This is a genomic window from Leifsonia sp. Ger2509 (genome assembly GCF_055231915.1).
This window is the reverse complement of sequence record NZ_JBUYVB010000003.1, coordinates 41987-60312: the sequence shown is the minus strand read 5'-3', so window position 1 is coordinate 60312 and position 18326 is coordinate 41987. Positions and strand designations below refer to the sequence as shown.

Annotated in this window: 16 protein-coding genes; 7 read left to right on the top strand and 9 right to left on the bottom strand. The window is 67.0% G+C overall.

What is annotated here, in order from left to right:
- Positions 1–267 precede the first annotated feature (267 nt).
- Positions 268–810 (top strand): vitamin K epoxide reductase family protein, encoded by a 543-nt coding sequence (locus ACV7NN_RS00580; protein WP_463351201.1) that lies wholly within the window; start codon positions 268–270, stop codon positions 808–810.
- Positions 811–1003: 193 nt separating this feature from the next.
- Here the strand turns inward: ACV7NN_RS00580 and ndk are convergent, their stop codons facing one another.
- From ndk to ACV7NN_RS00555, 5 genes are all read right to left on the bottom strand, one after another.
- Positions 1004–1423 (bottom strand): nucleoside-diphosphate kinase, encoded by a 420-nt coding sequence (gene ndk / locus ACV7NN_RS00575; RefSeq protein ID WP_463347663.1) that lies wholly within the window; start codon positions 1421–1423, stop codon positions 1004–1006.
- Positions 1420–1929: a DUF4233 domain-containing protein gene (locus ACV7NN_RS00570; RefSeq protein WP_463347662.1), complete on the bottom strand. Its 510-nt coding sequence runs from the start codon at positions 1927–1929 to the stop codon at positions 1420–1422. The genes ndk and ACV7NN_RS00570 overlap by 4 nt, the downstream gene beginning before the upstream one ends.
- Entirely contained in the window at positions 1926–3290 is a 1365-nt protein-coding gene (locus ACV7NN_RS00565) for a bifunctional folylpolyglutamate synthase/dihydrofolate synthase (RefSeq protein WP_463347661.1), read from the bottom strand. The genes ACV7NN_RS00570 and ACV7NN_RS00565 overlap by 4 nt, the downstream gene beginning before the upstream one ends.
- Positions 3283–6708, bottom strand: a complete 3426-nt coding sequence (gene ileS / locus ACV7NN_RS00560; protein ID WP_463347660.1) for an isoleucine--tRNA ligase — start codon at positions 6706–6708, stop codon at positions 3283–3285. Before ileS ends, ACV7NN_RS00565 begins: the two co-directional genes overlap by 8 nt.
- A 223-nt stretch (positions 6709–6931) precedes the next feature.
- A complete protein-coding gene (locus tag ACV7NN_RS00555; RefSeq protein ID WP_463347659.1) occupies positions 6932–7576 on the bottom strand; it encodes a TetR family transcriptional regulator in 645 nt (214 codons plus the stop codon).
- 79 nt (positions 7577–7655) lie between these two features.
- Between ACV7NN_RS00555 and ACV7NN_RS00550 the strand changes: the two genes are divergently transcribed.
- The 5 genes from ACV7NN_RS00550 (at position 7656) to ACV7NN_RS00530 (ending at position 13106) form a co-directional block, all read left to right on the top strand.
- Positions 7656–9029: an MFS transporter gene (locus ACV7NN_RS00550; protein ID WP_463347658.1), complete on the top strand. Its 1374-nt coding sequence runs from the start codon at positions 7656–7658 to the stop codon at positions 9027–9029.
- A gap of 179 nt (positions 9030–9208) precedes the next feature.
- On the top strand, positions 9209–11824 hold the full coding sequence (gene valS / locus ACV7NN_RS00545) for a valine--tRNA ligase (protein WP_463347657.1): 2616 nt from the start codon (positions 9209–9211) through the stop codon (positions 11822–11824).
- Positions 11821–12267, top strand: a complete 447-nt coding sequence (locus ACV7NN_RS00540) for an N-acetyltransferase family protein (protein WP_463347656.1) — start codon at positions 11821–11823, stop codon at positions 12265–12267. Before valS ends, ACV7NN_RS00540 begins: the two co-directional genes overlap by 4 nt.
- A 110-nt stretch (positions 12268–12377) precedes the next feature.
- Positions 12378–12836 carry an N-acetyltransferase family protein gene (locus ACV7NN_RS00535; protein WP_463347655.1) on the top strand — a complete coding sequence of 153 codons (459 nt, stop codon included), beginning with the start codon at positions 12378–12380 and terminating at the stop codon, positions 12834–12836.
- 3 nt (positions 12837–12839) lie between these two features.
- On the top strand, positions 12840–13106 hold the full coding sequence (locus ACV7NN_RS00530) for a hypothetical protein (RefSeq protein WP_463347654.1): 267 nt from the start codon (positions 12840–12842) through the stop codon (positions 13104–13106).
- 27 nt (positions 13107–13133) lie between these two features.
- Here the strand turns inward: ACV7NN_RS00530 and ACV7NN_RS00525 are convergent, their stop codons facing one another.
- From ACV7NN_RS00525 to ACV7NN_RS00510, 4 genes are all read right to left on the bottom strand, one after another.
- A complete protein-coding gene (locus ACV7NN_RS00525) occupies positions 13134–13346 on the bottom strand; it encodes a hypothetical protein (protein ID WP_463347653.1) in 213 nt (70 codons plus the stop codon).
- Positions 13343–14626 (bottom strand): MFS transporter, encoded by a 1284-nt coding sequence (locus tag ACV7NN_RS00520; protein WP_463347652.1) that lies wholly within the window; start codon positions 14624–14626, stop codon positions 13343–13345. Before ACV7NN_RS00520 ends, ACV7NN_RS00525 begins: the two co-directional genes overlap by 4 nt.
- Positions 14623–15297 (bottom strand): ArsR family transcriptional regulator, encoded by a 675-nt coding sequence (locus ACV7NN_RS00515; RefSeq protein ID WP_463347651.1) that lies wholly within the window; start codon positions 15295–15297, stop codon positions 14623–14625. Before ACV7NN_RS00515 ends, ACV7NN_RS00520 begins: the two co-directional genes overlap by 4 nt.
- A gap of 115 nt (positions 15298–15412) precedes the next feature.
- Positions 15413–16219, bottom strand: coding sequence for a methyltransferase domain-containing protein (locus ACV7NN_RS00510; RefSeq protein ID WP_463347650.1), 807 nt, complete (start codon positions 16217–16219; stop codon positions 15413–15415).
- A 38-nt stretch (positions 16220–16257) separates the two neighbouring features.
- On the opposite strand from ACV7NN_RS00510, the gene ACV7NN_RS00505 reads away from it, so the two are divergent.
- Entirely contained in the window at positions 16258–18297 is a 2040-nt protein-coding gene (locus tag ACV7NN_RS00505) for a M3 family metallopeptidase (RefSeq protein ID WP_463347649.1), read from the top strand.
- The last annotated feature ends 29 nt before the right edge of the window (positions 18298–18326 follow it).

Below are 18326 nucleotides of genomic sequence, written 5' to 3'. Positions count from 1 at the left end.
CGACCGGCTCTTGGCTCTGATCACACTGTCTCAATGTCTGACTGCCGGTCACTCTGACCGACCACTGCTGGGCGAATCAACGCCCAAAAAGCCTTCTTTGGCGCCCCTCCGGGCGCGGCCCGGGAGACTTCCCTCCAATTATCGCACGACCCCACTCGGGTCCGTGCGCACGGCCCGATGACACGCAGAGTGATATGTCATAATTTCAGCGTGTCCCAGACTGAGCCAGCCAAACGCCCGACTGTCCTCGCCGTCTCTCTCATAGTCATGGGCCTCATCGGCTTCTGGGCGGCGTTCCAGCTCACACTCGACAAGTTCGCGGTGCTCGCGAACCCGAACGCCCAGCTCTCGTGCAACATCAGCGTGCTCGTCGGATGCAGCAAGAACCTGGAGGCGTGGCAGGGTTCGCTCCTGGGCTTCCCCAATCCCATCCTCGGTATCGCCGGGTGGACGGCGACCATCGCGGTCGGCGTCGGTATCCTCGCCGGTGGCCGCTTCGCACGCTGGTACTGGATGCTGTTCAACCTCGGCGTGGTGCTGGCGCTCGCCCTGGTGATCTTCCTGATCTACACGAGCATCTACCAGCTCTTCGTGCTGTGCCCGTGGTGCATGCTCACCTGGTCGGTCACCATACCCACGTTCTGGCTGGTGACCCTCTACAACCTCAAGACGGGCAATATACCCGTTCCGGCATCCGTCCGGCGGATCGCTGCAGCATGGTACGGCTGGGTTCCGCTCATCACACTCGTGTGTTACATCATCGTGGCGGTCATCGCCCAGGTGCAGCTCGACTGGCTGCACCGCCTCTGACCTCTCCGCCTAAACCGCCTCGCCGCACGTGTTCCGTGTCACCGCACGAGGTCTACTCAGTGCGGGGAGACGGAACACGTGCGGCGAGGTCCGGTTCTCCCTTAGAACCAGAGCGCAAGCCCCGCGCTGGAGCTGAAAGAATCGCATGGCGATTCCGCGACGCCAGCGCCGATGAAGCTGCGCTTCATCGGTTCTAGAACCAGAGCGCCAGCTCCCTCTCCGCGGACTCCGGCGAGTCGCTTCCGTGGACGAGGTTCTGCTGCACGCGCAGCCCCCAGTCGCGGGCGAGGTCGCCGCGGATCGTGCCCGGCAGCGCGGTCGTCGGGTCGGTGGCGCCTGCCAGCGAACGGAAGCCCTCGATCACCCGATTGCCCGCGAGACGAATCGCCACGATCGGTCCACTCTCCATGAATTCGACGAGCGGCTCGTAGAACGGCTTGCCCTCGTGCTCCTCGTAGTGCTTGGCGAGCAGTTCGCGGTCGGCCTGGAGCATCCGGATGTCGACGAGCGCGTATCCCTTCGCCTCGATCCTGCGGAGGATCTCGCCGGTCAGGTTGCGCGCGACGCCGTCGGGCTTCACGAGTACGAGGGTCTCTTCGATGGTGGTGGTCATTCTGGTTTCTCCGTTCCGCGGTGGGATTCGTTGTCGGTGTCGAGGTCGTCGCGCGGCGTAGCGGTCCGAGCGGCTTCGCGGGCGAGACGGTCCTGCCGGTCCAGCCTGGCGCCGACGATCATGCAGTATGTCCACATCGCCGTGAAGATCGCCCCCACGATGAAGAAGGCGGGGACGAGGAATCCGGCGGCGATCACGATGAACTGGACCGCCCACCCGAGGATGATGCCGACGGGGTACCGAAGGAGCGTCACGGCGACGATCATCAGAACGACGAGCGCCGCTCCCCCGCCCAGTGCAACCGGCGCCGGCAAGCTCTTGAGCCCGAACAGCACGAGGGCGCCGAGGAACACGATGATGATCTCGAAGCCGAGGACGATGGATCCGAGGGTCTCCCGCACGGTGCGGGTGCGCCGGGCGCGCCGCGGGGCCGGCGCGATCTCAGCTCCGGTCGCATCTGCGCCGGGCACGTCGGATGCGCCGGGGGTCTCGGGTGCGTCGCTCACGAAGCCGTCTTCCAGTCGCGTTCGGTGGCGATCGCCATTGCATCGCCGACGAGGGTGATCGACCCGGTCACGACGACGGCCCTCCGAGGCGACTCCGCGGCCCAGTCCCTGGCCCGTTCGATCGCGTCATCGAGCTCGGAGAAGACGTACGTGGCCTCCGCGTTCGTGGCGGCGAGCACCAGGTCGCCGAGGACCTCGTGGTCGATCGCTCGCTCGGAGCCGGACTGCGTCACGTGGAACCGCGTCGCCAGCGGCGCGAGCTCGCGGATGATACCGACCGCGTCCTTGTCGGCGAGCACGCCGATCACGAACGCGATCTCGTCGAAGTCGAAGTAGGTGCGCAGCGCGGCCGCCAGTGTCGCGGCGCCGCTCGGGTTGTGTGCGGCGTCCACGAGCACGGTCGGTTCGATCCCGATGAGCTGGAGTCGCCCGGGCGAGGTGGCCTCCGCCAGGCCCTCCTCGACGAGCTCGGTGTTCAAGGGCATCGTGCCGCGCCCGAGGAACGTCTCGACGGCCGCGACGGCGACCGCAGCGTTCTGAGCCTGGTGATCGCCGTAGAGCGGAAGGAAGATCTCGTTGTACGTCGCGGCGCGCCCGCGGATCGTCACCAGCTGACCTCCGACGGCCACAGCGGTATTGACGACCTCGAACGCGGCAGGCTGCACGGCCAGCGTCGACTCGGTGAGTTCGGCAGCCTTCTCCAGTTCGCGGAGGGCATCGGCCGGCTGGGCCGCACTCACAACATCGGCGGCCGGCTTGATGATTCCCGACTTCGTGCGGGCGATCGCCGCGATCGTGCTGCCGAGCCGGTTGGTGTGATCGAGGGAGATGGGTGTGAACACTGCGACCTGCCCGTCGCCGACGTTCGTCGAATCCCACTCGCCGCCCATGCCCACCTCGATGACCGCTACGTCCACAGGGGCGTCCGCGAAGCACGCGAATGCGAGCACCGTCATCGCCTCGAAGAAGGTCAACGGCAGTTCGCCGGCCGTCTCGAGTTCGCTGTCGACGATCTGCAGGTAGGGCTGGATGTCGTCCCAGTTGCGCGCGAGAGCCTCGTCACTGATGGGCTGGCCGTCGATCATGATCCGTTCGTTGAAGCGAATCAGGTGCGGGCTCGTGAACAGACCGGTGCGCAACCCGTAGGCGCGCAGGATGCTCTCGGCGATCCTGCTCGTGCTCGTCTTGCCGTTGGTCCCGGTCACGTGGATGATCGGGTACGCCCGCTGGGGATCCCCGAGCAGTTCGACGGCGCGCCTGGTCGCGGTTAGTCGCGGCTGCGGGCTCGCCTCCCCGAGTCGCTCGAGCAACGCCTGGTAGACCGCGTCTCCCGCGGCGGTGAAGTCCTCGTCGTCAGACATCGATACTCCCGTCCCATCGGGTGACCGCCACGATGAAGCGGCCCGCATTTGCGAACTGGCCGGCGGTGAAGTCCTGGTAGAAGGCCGCGTCGTGCTCGACGACGCTCGCGAGCCACTCCGACGGAATCTGGCGCGCGAACCCGTCGATCGATGGGTGCGTCTCCGGCCGACTCACCGTCGTCTCGAGCGCGAGGGTCTCCGACGCGATGTCGACATCGGATGCACGCAGGATTGCCGCAGCATCCGCGCCGTCGAAGAAGACGAGGTCGAGGCGGATGCGGTCGCTCACGTCGAGCCCGGCGGCCCGTCGCGTGTCCTGCACGGCACGGATGACGTCGCGCGCGAGCCCTTCGGCTTCCAGCTCCGGTGTTGTCGCCGTGTCGAGGAGCACGAAGCCGCCGCTCGGGAGAAGAGCGAGTGCCGTCCCGGTCTGCCCGTCGGCCTGAGTCGTCTCGAGCACCAGGTCGTATTCGCCCTCCACGAGTTCGATGCCTCCGGCCGTCACGACTCCGTCGATCTCCGACCAGTCGCCGGTTCGCGCGGACTGGATGACCCGCTGGACGTCCTTGCCGAGCCTCGGCCCGGCAGCGCGGGCGTTCACCGTGAGTTTGCTGGTGATGCCGTAGTCGGCTGCGCTGGACTCCTGCACCTCCACCAGGTCGACGGCCTTCACGTTGAGCTCGTCGCGCAGGATCGACTCGAACGGGACGAGCGCCCCGGCATGGTGAGCGACGACGGTGAGCCGAGCGAGCGGAAGTCGCACACGGAGCCCTGCCTGCTTGCGGAGCGACAGCACCGTCGAACTGATCGCACGGATGCGGTCCATGGCGTCGACGAGCGCGCCGTCCGCCGGGAAGAGCCCGGCATCCGGCCAGTCGGTCAGATGCACGCTCCGGCCGCCCGTGAGCCCCTGCCAGATCCGCTCGGTGACGAGTGGGAGGAGCGGGGCCGCGACGCGCGCGAACGTCTCGAGCACGGTGTACAGGGTGTCGAACGCCTCGCTGTTCTCCCCGTCGTCCACGACGCCGGTCCAGAAGCGGTCTCGCGACCGGCGAACGTACCAGTTGGTGAGCACATCCGCGAAGTCGCGGAGCTTCGCCGCCGCCAGCGTGCTGTCGAGCGCCTCGAGGTCGTTCGTGACCTCCTCGACCAGGTCGCGCGTCTTCGCCAGCAGGTACCGGTCGAGGACATCAGTGGAATCCGTGCGCCAGACCGCCTCGTAGCCGTCAGCACCGGCACCGCGGCTCGCATTGGCGTAGAGCGAGAAGAAGTACCACGTGCTCCAGAGGGGAAGGAGCACCTGGCGCACGCCTTCGCGGATGCCCTCCTCGGTGACGACGAGGTTGCCGCCGCGCAGCACCGGGCTGGCCATCAGGAACCACCGCATCGCATCCGAGCCGTCGCGGTCGAAGACCTCGTTGACATCCGGATAGTTGCGCAGCGATTTCGACATCTTCTGCCCATCGTTGCCGAGGACGATGCCGTGGCTGATGACGTTCTTGAACGCCGGGCGGTCGAACAGCGCGGTCGAGAGCACGTGCAGCAGGTAGAACCAGCCGCGGGTCTGCCCGATGTACTCGACGATGAAGTCCGCCGGGTTGTGCGAGTCGAACCAGTCGTGGTTCTCGAACGGGTAGTGCGCCTGGGCGAACGGCATCGACCCGGAGTCGAACCAGACGTCGAGCACGTCGGGGATGCGGCGCATCGTCGAGCGGCCCGTCGGGTCATCGGGGTTCGGCCGGGTCAGCTCATCGATGTAGGGGCGATGCAGGTCGGGCTGGCCGTCTGCACCGACCGGAACCGTGCCGAAATCGGCTTCGAGCTCCGCCAGCGACCCGTAGACGTCGACGCGCGGGTATGCCGGGTCGTCGCTCTTCCACACCGGGATGGGCGAGCCCCAGTACCGGTTGCGCGAGATCGACCAGTCGCGGGCGTTGCCCACCCACTTGCCGAACTGGCCGTCCTTGACGTTCTCGGGCACCCAGGTGATCTCCTGGTTCAGCTCGCCCATCCGGTCGCGGATGTCGGAGACACGCACGAACCAGCTCGACACCGCCTTGTAGATCAACGGATTGCGGCACCGCCAGCAGTGCGGATACGAGTGCTCATAGCTCGCCTGCCGTAGCAGACGGCCGCTTTCGCGGAGCAGTTTGGTGAGGGGCTTGTTCGCCTCGAACACCTGGAGTCCCGCGACGTCTTCGACGACGGGCAGGAAGCGCGCGCCGTCGTCGACGGAGATGATGACGGGGATGCCCGCCGCCTCGCAGACGCGCTGGTCGTCTTCACCGTAAGCGGGGGCCTGGTGCACGATGCCGGTGCCGTCTTCGGTCGTGACGTAGTCGTCGACGAGGATCTGCCAGGCGTTCTGCGTGCCGAACGTCGACACATCCGCGTAGTAGTCCCACAGCCTGTCGTAGTGGACGCCTTCGAGCTCGGAGCCGAGGATACGCCGGTTGATCGCGGCCAGCGCATCCGCCGCCGAGGCGTAACCGAGGTCCTTCGCGTAGTTGCCGACGAGGTCGACGGCCAGGAGGTACTCCGCGCCGAAGTCCTCGTGCTCGGGGCCGCCGGTGCCGTCGGCCGCGCCGTTCGGTCCTGCCGGAACGACCGCGTACTGGATGTCCGGGCCGACCACCAGCGCCAGGTTCGTCGGAAGCGTCCACGGCGTCGTCGTCCATGCCAGCGCACGCACAGCGGTCAGGCCGAGCGCCTCCGCCTTCTCGCCGACGAGCGGGAAGGTCACTGTGACGGTCTGGTCCTGGCGCATCTTGTAGACGTCGTCGTCCATGCGCAGTTCGTGGTTGGACAGCGGCGTCTGGTCGCGCCAGCAGTAGGGCAGCACCCGGTAGCCCTCGTAGGCGAGCCCTTTGCCGTGCAGCTGCTTGAACGCCCAGATGACCGACTCCATGTAGTTCACATCGAGGGTCTTGTAATCGTCGTCGAAGTCGACCCAGCGCGCCTGCCGGGTCACGTACTCGCGCCACTCGCGCGTGTACCGCAGCACGGAGTCGCGGGCCGCCTGGTTGAAGACCGCGATGCCCATCTCTTCGATCTGGCTCTTGTCGGTGATGCCGAGCTGCCGTTCCGCCTCGAGCTCGGCGGGCAGTCCGTGGGTGTCCCAGCCGAAGCGTCGCTCCACCTTGCGGCCGCGCATCGTCTCGAACCGAGGAAAGACATCCTTGGCGTAGCCCGTCAGAAGGTGGCCGTAGTGCGGCAGCCCGTTGGCGAACGGCGGGCCGTCGTAGAAGACCCACTCCGGCGCATCCGCCCGGTTGTCGATGGATGCGCGGAAGGTGCCGTCCTTCTTCCAGAAGTCGAGGACCTCGGTCTCGATCTCGGGAAAGTTCGGCGACGGCGTGACGCCGCGGGCGGCGTCGTCTGACTGCTGGTCGCCGGGGTTCGACTTGGGGTACGGCATTTCACTCCTGGGCAGGTTCTGTGTCTGCACGAGGACGCCAGGCGCTCGAGGCGCGAGTCGCGGTACCACCCCGCTTGCCGCGACTGCCTTCTTCGGCAGGCGCGACCGCTTGTTCGTTGGCTGTGACGGGCCAGCCCCGTTCGGTTCTACTGGGCGCGAGGTGCTGCGCCGTTCTTCCGAAGACTCACCGGTGATGGCCGGGTCGACGTCTGTGCCTTCGATTCTAGCTGGTCGCCGCCTGGCGATCGAGCATCCCCTGGTATCCGGAGCACACCGGAGTGATGGCATCGGCGACGTAGGGCGTGAGTGCGCCGCGGTGAACGCCGGCGCGCGCCCACACCCCGGCCGCCGCGACCGCGGCACCGATGACGGCGGTCGCGATCGCCTGCGGTTGGAGAGCGCCCGGCCCCATCCTGAGCCGCCGCGCGATGTCGCCGCTGAGCTGGCGCACGACGGCCGTGAACCGTGCCAGCGCCGAAGACTCGAGCTCGGCACTGGTGCCCATCAGGTCGAACTGGGTCAGGGCGATCGGGACCCTCGCCGGGCTGAAGTCGCCCGCGAGCGCCAGGATCGCACTGCGCACGGCCGACATCACCGGTACCTCAGCGGGGACGGATGCGAGGATCTCTCCGAAACTGCGCAGACTGTCGTCGACCTCGTACCAGAGCACGTCGCTCTTCGCCGGGAAGTAGTTGAAGAAGGTGTTCCGGCTCACGCCGGCCCGCTGCGCGATCTGGTCCACGGTCGTTCCAGCGTAGGTCTGCTCGAGGAAGAGTTCGGCGGCCGCCTCGGCGAGCATGGCCCGGGAGGATGCCCGCGGCCGTCCTGTGCCGGCGCGAGGAATGCGGGAATGTTCGGCTGCACACATGCGTTCCCCCTCACGCCTATTATTGGACCCGATCCAAATACTAAGACCGCCACAAGCGACAACAGACAAAGGACCGTTCGTGAGTTCATCCGACACCCTGACCTTCAGCGAGACCGATCGTCCAGGGATCACCCCCGGCACCGCCCGACGCGTCACGATCGCGTCGTTCGTGGGCACTTCGCTCGAATCGTACGATTTCTACCTCTTCGCCTACTTCAGCGCCTTCTTCGTGGGGCCGCTGTTCTTCGCGCCGCTCGGCACCTTCGGCGGAGTCCTCGCGGCGTTCCTCACGATCGCCGCCGGGTTCGTCATCCGTCCGGTCGGCGCCATCGTCTTCGGGCACCTCGGCGACCGCATCGGTCGTCGGGCGACGCTGCTCATCACGATCACCATCATGGGCGTGAGCACCGGACTCGTCGGGCTGCTGCCCACCTATGCTGTCGCGGGCTGGTTCGGAGCGATCGCGCTCGTCCTCCTGAGGCTCATCCAGGGACTGTCGCTCGGCGGGGAGTGGGGCGGATCGATCCTTCTCGCGACCGAGTACGCGAACCCGAAGCGCCGCGGATTCTATGCGTCGCTCCCGCAGCTGGGATCCCCGGTGGGCTCCATCCTGAGCGCGGTCGTGTTCATCGCCCTGCCGCTCATGCTCACGCAGGCTCAGATCGCCGAATGGGGCTGGCGCATCCCGTTCCTCACCGCCATTCCGCTCCTGCTCGTGTCGCTCTACCTCCGCTGGTCGATCGACGAGACGCCGGTCTTCAAGAACCTGGTGGCGACCAACAGCCGCGACCGGTTCCCGCTGGCGGACGTGCTCCGCAACTCGGCCATCCCGTTCGTCATCGCGATCGGAGCGGCGGTCCTCGGGATCGGCTCGTACTCGCTGATGAACACCTACATGGTCAACTACGGCACGAGCACGCTGGGCTTCAGCTTCAACGACCTGCTGATCGCGACGACGATCGGCGGTCTCCTGCAACTGGTGACCATCCCCTTGTTCGGAGTGTGGGCCAACCGCATCGGGTCCGCCCGCGTCGTGGCGATCGGAGCCGTCGGAACGCTCCTCATCACATTCCCCATGTACTGGTTCCTGCAGTTCGCGACGTTCCCCATCCTCGTCGGGACCATGATCATCGGCGGCATTCTCCCGACCCTCTCCTGGGCCGGTCTCGGGGGCCTGATGTCCGACCTCTTCCCGAGCCGCAACCGGTACAGCGCACTCTCAGTGGCCTACAGCATCGCAGCGCTGCTGACCGCGTTCATCCCGGCCATCACCCTCACGCTCGGCCACGCCACCGGGAACGCCTGGTGGCACCCCGGTCTCATCCTCGCTCTCATGTCCGTGATCACGCTGGTCTCGGCGGCACTCGCCGCCCGGCGCAAGCCGATCATCGACGAGCTGCCGCTCCCTGCGCCCGCCGAGACATCGGCCGCGGCCACGCCTGCCACCGCGTAGCCGACCGACCAGTCCGAGCAGAGTGCCCGTTGCGGGCGAGCGTGCCTGTTGTACAGGGCACTCTCGTGCGGAGCGGGCACTCTCGGCGTGCGCCCCTGAGCGTCCGGTACCCTTTAATCACCGCACACTCAGGCACCCCACCATTGACACGGTGCCGCACATATCGATTCGGAGATGCAATGAGCGCCGCCACCCCAGTGCCAGACAAGCCCGCCCTCGAAGGGCTCGAAGCCAAATGGGGCGGCCGCTGGCAGTCCGACGGCGCCTACCTCTTCGACCGAGCGGGTGCCCTGGCAGCAACGGACCGGGCGTGCATCTACTCGATCGACACTCCCCCGCCCACGGCGTCGGGGTCCCTCCACATCGGGCACGTGTTCAGCTACACACACACCGACATCGTGGCGCGCTACCACCGGATGCGTGGCCAGCACGTCTTCTACCCGATGGGCTGGGACGACAACGGCCTCCCGACCGAGCGGCGCGTGCAGAACTACTACGGCGTGCGCTGCGACCCGTCGCTGCCCTATGACGCCGCCTTCACGCCGCCCTTCGAAGGGGGCGACAACAAGAGCTCCAAGGCCGCCGACCAGCTGCCGGTCTCACGCCGCAACTTCATCGAGCTCTGCGAGCGGCTCACCGTCGAAGACGAGAAGCAGTTCGAGGCCCTCTGGCGTTCGCTCGGCCTCTCGGTCGACTGGTCGCAGACCTATCGCACGATCGGCACCGAGTCCCTGCACACCTCCCAGCTCGCGTTCCTGCGCAACATCGAGCGCGGCGAGGCCTACCAGGCCATGGCCCCGACCCTCTGGGACGTGACATTCCGCACCGCGGTCGCGCAGGCGGAACTCGAAGACCGTGAGCAGCCTGGCACCTACCACCGGGTCTCGTTCCATAGGGCCGCAGGCCCCGTGTTCGTCGAGACGACCCGCCCCGAGCTCCTGCCCGCCTGCGTGGCGCTGGTCGCGCATCCGGACGACGAGCGCTACCAGCCGCTCTTCGGCACCACCGTCACGACGCCCGTGTTCGGCGTCGAGGTGCCTGTGCTCGCTCACCACCTCGCCCAGCCCGACAAGGGCACCGGAATCGCGATGATCTGCACCTTCGGCGACATCACGGATGTGGTGTGGTGGCGCGAGCTCGACCTTCCGAACCGCGCGATCATCGGATTCGACGGCCGTATCGTGTCCGAGGCCCCGGATGCGATCACCACCGATTCGGGCAAGGCGGCGTACGGGCAGCTGGCGGGCAAGACCATCTTCTCCGCCAAGCAGGCCGTCGTCGAACTCCTGAAGGAGTCGGGCGACCTCATCGGCGACCCGCGCCAGATCACCCACCCCGTGAAGTTCTTCGAGAAGGGCGACAAGCCGCTCGAGATCGTCTCGACCCGCCAGTGGTACGTGAAGAACGGCGCCCGCGACGAAGAGCTGCGTGCCCGGCTGATCGAGCTCGGGAAGGAGCTCCACTGGCACCCCGAGTTCATGCGCGTGCGCTACGAGAACTGGGTGGGCGGTCTCTCCGGCGACTGGCTCATCTCGCGCCAGCGCTTCTTCGGAGTGCCCATCCCGGTCTGGTACCCGCTCGACGCGGACGGCAACCCGGTCTTCGACCAGCCGATCCTGCCGTCGACCGAGAGCCTCCCGGTGGACCCGTCGTCGGATGCCGCCCCCGGCTTCGACGAGAGCCAGCGCGACCAGCCCGGCGGCTTCGTCGGCGAGCACGACGTCATGGACACCTGGATGACCTCCTCGCTGACTCCGCAGCTGGCCGGCGGCTGGATGCGCGACGAGGCCTTGTTCTCCGCCGTCTACCCGTTCGACCTGCGTCCGCAGGCCCAGGACATCATCCGCACCTGGCTGTTCTCGACCGTGCTCCGCTCGCAGCTCGAACAGGGCGTCGCGCCGTGGGCCCACGCGGCGATCTCGGGCTTCATCGTCGACCCCGACCGCAAGAAGATGTCGAAGTCCAAGGGGAACGTCGTGACCCCGCTCGACATCCTGGAACAGCACGGCTCGGATGCGGTCCGCTACTGGGCTGCCTCCAGCCGACTCGGGACCGACGCGGCCTTCGACCCCCAGAACCCGACCCAGATCAAGATCGGGCGGCGACTGGCGATCAAGATCCTCAACGCGGCGAAGTTCATTCTCGGCTTCGAGGCTCCGGACTCAGACGACCTCGGCCTCGTGACCCAGCCGCTCGACCGCAGCATGCTCCAACAGCTCGCCGCCGTCGTCGCCGACGCGACCGACGCGCTGGACGGCTACGACCACGCGCGGGCGCTCGAGCAGACCGAGACCTTCTTCTGGGCGTTCTGCGACGACTACCTCGAGCTGGTCAAGGAGCGCGCATATTCGACGGCCGGGCCCGCGCAAGTCTCCGCGGTCGTTGCCCTCCGCACGGCACTCTCGTCACTGCTGCGCCTGTTCGCCCCTGTCGCGCCGTTCGCGACCGAAGAGGCGTGGTCGTGGTTCAACGACGGTTCGGTGCACCACGCGGCCTGGCCGACGGCTGCCGAAGTCACGGGAGAGTGGTCTGACCAGTCCGGTGTGCTGTCGTTCGCGAGCGAAGCGCTCACCAGCATCCGACGCGCGAAGACCGACGCCAAGGCATCGCAGAAGACCCTGGTCGACAGCGCCGTCATCGCCGGCCCCGACGAGGCGATCGCCGCCCTCCGGCTGGCCGCCGACGATCTCAAGGCCGTCGGACGAATCGCCGACGTGCGCTTCGAATCCGCCGATGCACTCGTGGTGACCGATATCCTGCTTGCGCCCATCCCCCAGACCGAGGAGGCCCGATGACAACGACCGTGCGCCGCGTCGACGACGGTGAGTTCTTCACCTGGCTTGACCTTTACAGCGGCTACGGCGAGTTCTACGAGACGCCGCTGACCGATGAGAAGGCGGTGCTCGTCTGGAGCTGGCTGTCGGACCCGACGCACGAGCTCGAGGCCTATTTCGCGCTCAACGACGACGGCGAGCCGATCGGCCTCGCCCACGTGCGCGTGTTCTCCCGGCCGCTCGCAGGAAGTCGCGGACTGTTCCTCGACGACCTTTTCGTCACACCGGATGCACGCGGCGAGGGCGCGGCCACCGCGATCTTCGAGACCCTGAAGACCCGCGCCCGCGACGAGGGGCTCTCGGTCGTGCGCTGGATCACCGCCGCCGACAACGCCGATGCGCAGCGCCTCTACGACCGTGTCGCCGAGAAGACCGAGTGGGTCACCTACGATCTCGTTCCGTGACCTGCGCTGAAACCTCACCGTCTCAAACATCGACCATGGGTGTGCCCGCGCGATAGGGTCGAGAGCAGTAACGACTCTCAGCCTGCGGGGTCTGGCGACAGGAGGCACCAATGTCGATAACGGTTCGACCGGCTGCAGAAGGCGATTTCTTCGCCTGGCTCGGCCTGTACGAGAAGTATGCCGCGTTCTACGAGACCGCTCTCACCGATGAGAAGGCACTTCTCCTGTGGAGCTGGCTGATCGACCCCGGGCACGAGGAGAGCGCGCTGGTCGCCGTCGACGACGAGGCGGATGACGGCAGCCAGCTGGTCGGGCTCGCACACTATCGGGAGTTCACCCGCCCGCTCGAAACGGATCGTGGCCTGTTTCTCGACGACCTCTACGTCGACGAGCCCGTGCGCGGCCACGGCGCAGGCAAGGCGCTGATCGAGGCGGTAAAAGGTATCGCCCAGGAGCGCAACCTCGGTGTCGTCCAATGGATCACCGCCCCCGACAACGAGACCGCCATCCATTTGTACGACGAGCTCGGCAGCCGCACGGCCTGGGTGACGTACGAGATCGAACTGTAGATCATGCAGCTCGGCACTCGCTGGCCGGTCGGAAGCCAGTCTCCGGAGTCCCTTCCCGAGGTGGTGGCCTACGCCGTTTCGACGGTCGAAGAAGAGCTGGTCGCCCTCGATGTCGACACTGCGACCTGGCGGTGGACCCTGACCTGGCTCGAAGGGAGACCGGTCGTCGAGCTCGATGACGGCACGGTCATCCGCTACAACCCCACCGAGGATTCCGCGACGATCACGCAGCCAGTCGAGTCAGAGCCCGACGAGTTCGACCGAGACTGACCGCGCCGGCGGGGCATCGCCGCGGAGTCATCGTGGCAGCATCGGGAGGTTCCACGCAGCCGAGTCGCGACGGTTCTCGAATGCGGCCGCCTGGTCGGCGAAGACCGGGATGCTGCGACGCTCGGCCCTGCGGATTCCCCAGATGGCGATGGCCGTGCCCGCGCTGATGAGAAGGCGGTCGAGTCGCGTCGGAGTGGTCGCACGAGGGTGTGCGGCTGTGGAATACGGGATGACGGTCATGATGCGTTCGCTTCCGTTTCGTTCACGTGTTCCGGCACCTGGGTGCCGGCGGAGAGCAGGAGCCGTACTGCGCTGAACGCGAGCACGACGACGACGGCACCGCCGATGACGAACGGCAGCCTGAGGTCGATCCGGGCGACGAATCCGCCCAGGATCGTGGCGATCGGAGTGAGTCCCCACCCGATCGTCCTGATGATGCCCATCGCGCGACCGAGCATGTCGGACGGCACGATGGCCTGACGGAGGGCGCCCCACGGCACATTCCACACGGCGACACCGAAGGCGCCGATCGCGTAGGAGCCGATCGCCAGGTAGACGTTCGACGTCAGGCCGACGCCGAGGAGTCCGGCGCCTCCGACAAGTGTGGCGCCGAACATCACGCGGCCTCGCCCGAATCGTTCGACGAAGATGCTCGAGGTGAGGGCGCCGACGAGGGCGCCAGCGCCCACGGCCGCCGTCACCACGCCGATCGCGGCGGCGGGTACCGAGAAGGTCTGCAGCAGCAGGAGCACGACGCTCCCCTGGGCGAAGGCGAGGGCGGAGGCCGTCACCGAGGTGAGCACGATCATGTTGCGGAGGAACCGCTGGTGGAGCAGGAAGGATACGACGGCGCCGAACGACGGCCGCGGCGTGTCGCCCTCTCCACCGGTGCCAGCGCGGCCCGCCGTGTACCCCCTCGCGGCCGCAGCAGGGATCGCCAGCGCGAGGAGCCCCGCGACGAGGAATCCGCTGCCGGTCAGCCAGATCGGCAGGCCGATCGCCACGGCGAAGAGGAAGCCCGCGATGGGCGTCGCGATGAAGTTCTGAACAACGATCTCCGCCGACTGCATCCGGCCGTTCGCCCGATCGAGCTGGTCACGGGTGACGAGGCTCGGCACCACGGTCGTCGTGGCATTGTCGAAGACGGTCTCGCCCATCCCGAACAGCAGTACGCACGCGTAGAGCCACCAGATCGTCAGCTGGTCCGTCGCGATCAGCACCGAGAGCAGCGCGGCGACAGCGAAGCGGATGGTGTTGGCGATCGCCATGGCGATCCGCCGGTCCACCCGGTCGAGGAGCACGCCGGCTGGGATGCCGAAGATGAGCCAGGGCAGGAACGTGACGGCCGTGAGCCCGGCGATGAGTGCGGGGTCGCGGGTCAACGTCGTCGCGATCAGCGGAACAGCGGTGCGCCCGATCCCGTCGGCCAGGTTGCTGGCGATCGCCGCGCTCCAGAGCCGGTTGAAGCCCGCACTGAACGGCGTGCGCTTCAGCTTCGCAGTGAGGACCGGGGCGGTCATTCGCCGTCACCGGCTTCGTCGTCGACGACGTCGACCTCAGTAACGTCGACCTCAGTGACGTCGTCCTCACCGGTCTCGTCGATCAGGGGGAAAGCATTGAACTGGATCTGCGTGCGGCGAGCACCCGGCGTCTCCTGGCCACGGTACTTCGCCGTGAGGGTCGCGAGAAGGTCCTGGTATTCCTCACCGAACGCCTTGAGCTGCTCCTTGGTCAGCTTCAGGTGGGCGGTGGAGAGCGATGAGGCCTCCATCCAGTCCATCCCGAGCTTGTCGATCCCGTAGCGCATGAAGGCCGTGAGCCGACGCCCGTTGTTGTACTGCCACTCGCGGGAGACCAGTTCTGTCGCTTCGCGGCCGGCCGGCGTTTCGAGGATCTCCGGCGTACCGATGGTGACGCCGCCGGGCGACATCTCCCACCACCGTTCGCGTGCCGACCCCTTGCCCTCGACCTCGCGGATGATGTTGTGCTTCGCGAGCTGGCGCAGGTGATAGCTGGTGGCACCGCTCGACTCCCCCAGGCGGGACGCCAGTCCGCTAGCGGTCAGCGGCCCGAAGTCGGACAGTTCGTTCATGATGTGCACCCGCAACGGGTGCGCGAGCGCTCGCAGCGCCTCCATGCCCAGCGGCTTGAAACGATCGCTGGCCTTCGGGGTCTCATCCGCGGTGCTCATAGCAACAGGCTAAGCCTGCAAAGAGTTCTTTGCAAGCCTTTCTTTGCAATTAGCACTTTGCAATGCTGCGTTTGCAACGAAACGTTTGCACTTTGACCTCCGCGCATCCGGACTGCTACGCCGTGGCGATGATCTCCCCGTGCGGCATCGCGTACCAGCCGTCCGTCGCGGCCGCCCACGCCAGCCATGCATCCGAGATCCGCCTCATGGTCGACAGGTCGGCCAGGCCGGTCTCGATCGCATGGGCGGCGAAGTCCGACTCGATGGAACGAACACTCCACGACTCGCCCCACCATTCGCGGTCGGCGTCGGATGCGAAACACCAGACGGACGCGGAACTCATGACCTCCAGGAATCCGGCTTCGAGCGCCCACCCCTTCAGGTGGCGTCCGGCGAACGGGTCTCCCCCGTTCGCACGCTGCACCGCCTGGCTGATGCGCATCCAGTCGTTCAATCCGGGAAGCATCGGTGCCCAGATGGTCCCGCCCCAGTCGACGTCGCGGGCGGCGACGATCCCACCCGGTTTCGTCACACGACGGAATTCGCTCAGCACCGCGACAGGATCGGCCATGTGCTGGAGCACCTGGTGCGCGTGGACCACGTCGAACGAATCATCGTCGAAATCGAGGCGGTAGGCGTCGCCGACCTCGAAACGCACGTTCTTCAGGCCGTTGTCCTCGGCGAGTCCGGTGGCATGCGCGACGATCCCCGGAGACGTGTCCACGCCGACCACCGCACCCGGCGCTACGCGGCGGCCGAGGTCGAGCGTGATCGTCCCTGGTCCGCTCCCGACGTCGAGGACGGCCAGCCCGTGCCTCAGGTGAGGGATCAGGTAGGCCGCCGAGTTCTCGACCGTGCGCCAGGTGTGCGAGCGGAGGACGCTCTCATGGTGGCCGTGGGTGTAACGCTCCTGGGTTGCCATAGCCACATCGTAGGCACGCGCGGTTCTAGGCTGGGGCAATGGCAGATTCGACCAACCCATTCTTCACTCCGAGTTCACTTCCCTACCAGTTGCCGCCCTTCGCCGACATCCGCGACGAGCACTACCGGCCGGCATTCGAGCGGGGCTTCGAAGATCAGTTGGCCGAGGTCCGCTCCATCACCGCGCAGGCGGAGCCGCCGAGCTTCGACAACACGATGGTGCCCCTCGAGAAGAGCGGCCGGCTCCTGCTGCGCGTCGCGGAGGTGTTCTACAACAAGAGCTCCTCCGACAGCACCGATTTCACAAACGCTCTCGAAGAGGAGATCGCGCCCCTGTTCGCCGCCCACGACGACGCGATCAAGCTCGACCCGGCACTTTACGCACGCATCTCGGCGATCCACGACCAGCTCGGAACACTCGGCCTCGACGACGAGTCGGCCTACCTCGTCCGCCGCTACTTCGCCGAGTTCACCCTCGCGGGCGCCGGGCTGAGCGACGACGACAAGGGTCGGCTCAAGGAGTACAACCAGCGCCTGTCCACGCTCACCACCCGTTTCGAGAAGAACCTGCTCGCCGACACCAATGACCTCGCCATCGTCGTCGACGACGTCGCGGAGCTCGACGGCCTGGCCGAGGGCGAGATCTCTGCCGCCGCCGAGGCGGCCCGCGAACGCGGCCTCGAAGGAAAGTACGTCATCACCCTCGTCCTCCCCACCGGGCACCCGTTCCTCGCTGGGCTGACGCACCGCGGCCTGCGCGAACGCATCATGTCCGCCTCGCGGTCGCGCGGCATCCGCGGCGGTGACAACGACAACCGGGAGCTCGTTCTGGAGATCACACGGCTGCGTGCGGAACGCGCACGCCTGCTCGGGTTCGCGACCCACGCGGCGTATGTCACGGCGGACCAGACGGCGAAGAACCCGGAGGCGGTCGCCGACATGCTGGGGCGGCTCGCACCGGCGGCGGCACGCAACGCTCGCGCTGAACAGGCCGACCTGCAGGAGCAGATCGGCAATGACTTCGCTCTCGCCAGCTGGGACTGGGCGCACTACACCGAGAAGGTGCGCCAGGCGAAGTACGACGTGGACGTCGCTGCGATGCGTCCGTACTTCGAAGCCGAACGTGTGCTCCGCGACGGCGTCTTCTATGCCGCGACCCGCCTGTACGGCATCACTTTCGCCGAACGCCCCGACCTCGTCGCCTACCACCCGGACGCCAGGGTCTTCGAGGTGACGAACGAAGACGGCTCGCCGCTCGGCCTCTACATCCTCGACCTCTACACGCGCGACTCGAAGCGGGGCGGCGCCTGGATGAACCCCCTCATCTCGCAGTCCGAACTGCTGGGCAACCCGACCATCGTCGTCAACAACCTGAACGTGCCGAAGCCTGCCGCCGGCGAGCCCACGCTGCTCACCTACGACGAGACGAACACGCTGTTCCACGAATTCGGCCACGCGCTGCACGGGCTGTTCGCGCACGTCACCTTCCCGAAGTTCGCCGGCACGAACGTCTTCCGCGATTTCGTCGAGTTCCCGAGCCAGGTAAACGAGATGTGGATGCTCTGGCCCGAGATCCTCGAGAACTACGCGGTGCACTTCGAGACCGGCGAGCGCATGCCGCACGAACTCGTCGACAAGCTGAACGCGTCGTCCTCCTTCAACGAAGGCTTCAAGACGAGCGAATATCTCGCTGCTGCGCTGCTCGACCAGGCCTGGCACACGATCACCGCCGACGACGCGGTCGCCGACGTCGCGGCATTCGAAGCGGATGCGCTCGCGAAGATCGGACTCGACAACCCGGCCGTCCCGACACGGTACGCGAGCACGTACTTCGCGCATACCTTCTCGGGCGGCTACGACGCGGGCTATTACTCGTACATCTGGAGTGAAGTGCTCGACGCCGATACCGTTGAGTGGTTCAAGGAGAACGGCGGTCTGACCCGCGACAACGGCGACCGGTTCAGGTCGCGGCTGCTCGGTGTCGGCGGATCGAAGGATCCGCTCGAGGCCTACCGGGACTTCCGGGGACGGGATGCGGTGATCGAGCCGCTCCTGAAACGGCGCGGACTCGACGGCTGACCGGCCGGAGGGCGACAGAGGCAACGCGG

What these genes read in the sequence shown, in the direction of transcription:
- ACV7NN_RS00535 (WP_463347655.1), top strand. Translation starts at nt 12,378, where the DNA reads ATGTCGATAACGGTTCGACCGGCTGCAGAAGGCGATTTCTTCGCCTGG.
- ACV7NN_RS00555 (WP_463347659.1), bottom strand. Translation starts at nt 7,576, where the DNA reads ATGTGTGCAGCCGAACATTCCCGCATTCCTCGCGCCGGCACAGGACGG.
- ndk (WP_463347663.1), bottom strand. Translation starts at nt 1,423, where the DNA reads ATGACCACCACCATCGAAGAGACCCTCGTACTCGTGAAGCCCGACGGC.
- ACV7NN_RS00515 (WP_463347651.1), bottom strand. Translation starts at nt 15,297, where the DNA reads ATGAGCACCGCGGATGAGACCCCGAAGGCCAGCGATCGTTTCAAGCCG.
- ACV7NN_RS00520 (WP_463347652.1), bottom strand. Translation starts at nt 14,626, where the DNA reads ATGACCGCCCCGGTCCTCACTGCGAAGCTGAAGCGCACGCCGTTCAGT.
- ileS (WP_463347660.1), bottom strand. Translation starts at nt 6,708, where the DNA reads ATGCCGTACCCCAAGTCGAACCCCGGCGACCAGCAGTCAGACGACGCC.
- ACV7NN_RS00565 (WP_463347661.1), bottom strand. Translation starts at nt 3,290, where the DNA reads ATGTCTGACGACGAGGACTTCACCGCCGCGGGAGACGCGGTCTACCAG.
- ACV7NN_RS00510 (WP_463347650.1), bottom strand. Translation starts at nt 16,219, where the DNA reads ATGGCAACCCAGGAGCGTTACACCCACGGCCACCATGAGAGCGTCCTC.
- ACV7NN_RS00580 (WP_463351201.1), top strand. Translation starts at nt 268, where the DNA reads ATGGGCCTCATCGGCTTCTGGGCGGCGTTCCAGCTCACACTCGACAAG.
- ACV7NN_RS00505 (WP_463347649.1), top strand. Translation starts at nt 16,258, where the DNA reads ATGGCAGATTCGACCAACCCATTCTTCACTCCGAGTTCACTTCCCTAC.
- ACV7NN_RS00530 (WP_463347654.1), top strand. Translation starts at nt 12,840, where the DNA reads ATGCAGCTCGGCACTCGCTGGCCGGTCGGAAGCCAGTCTCCGGAGTCC.
- valS (WP_463347657.1), top strand. Translation starts at nt 9,209, where the DNA reads ATGAGCGCCGCCACCCCAGTGCCAGACAAGCCCGCCCTCGAAGGGCTC.
- ACV7NN_RS00525 (WP_463347653.1), bottom strand. Translation starts at nt 13,346, where the DNA reads ATGACCGTCATCCCGTATTCCACAGCCGCACACCCTCGTGCGACCACT.
- ACV7NN_RS00540 (WP_463347656.1), top strand. Translation starts at nt 11,821, where the DNA reads ATGACAACGACCGTGCGCCGCGTCGACGACGGTGAGTTCTTCACCTGG.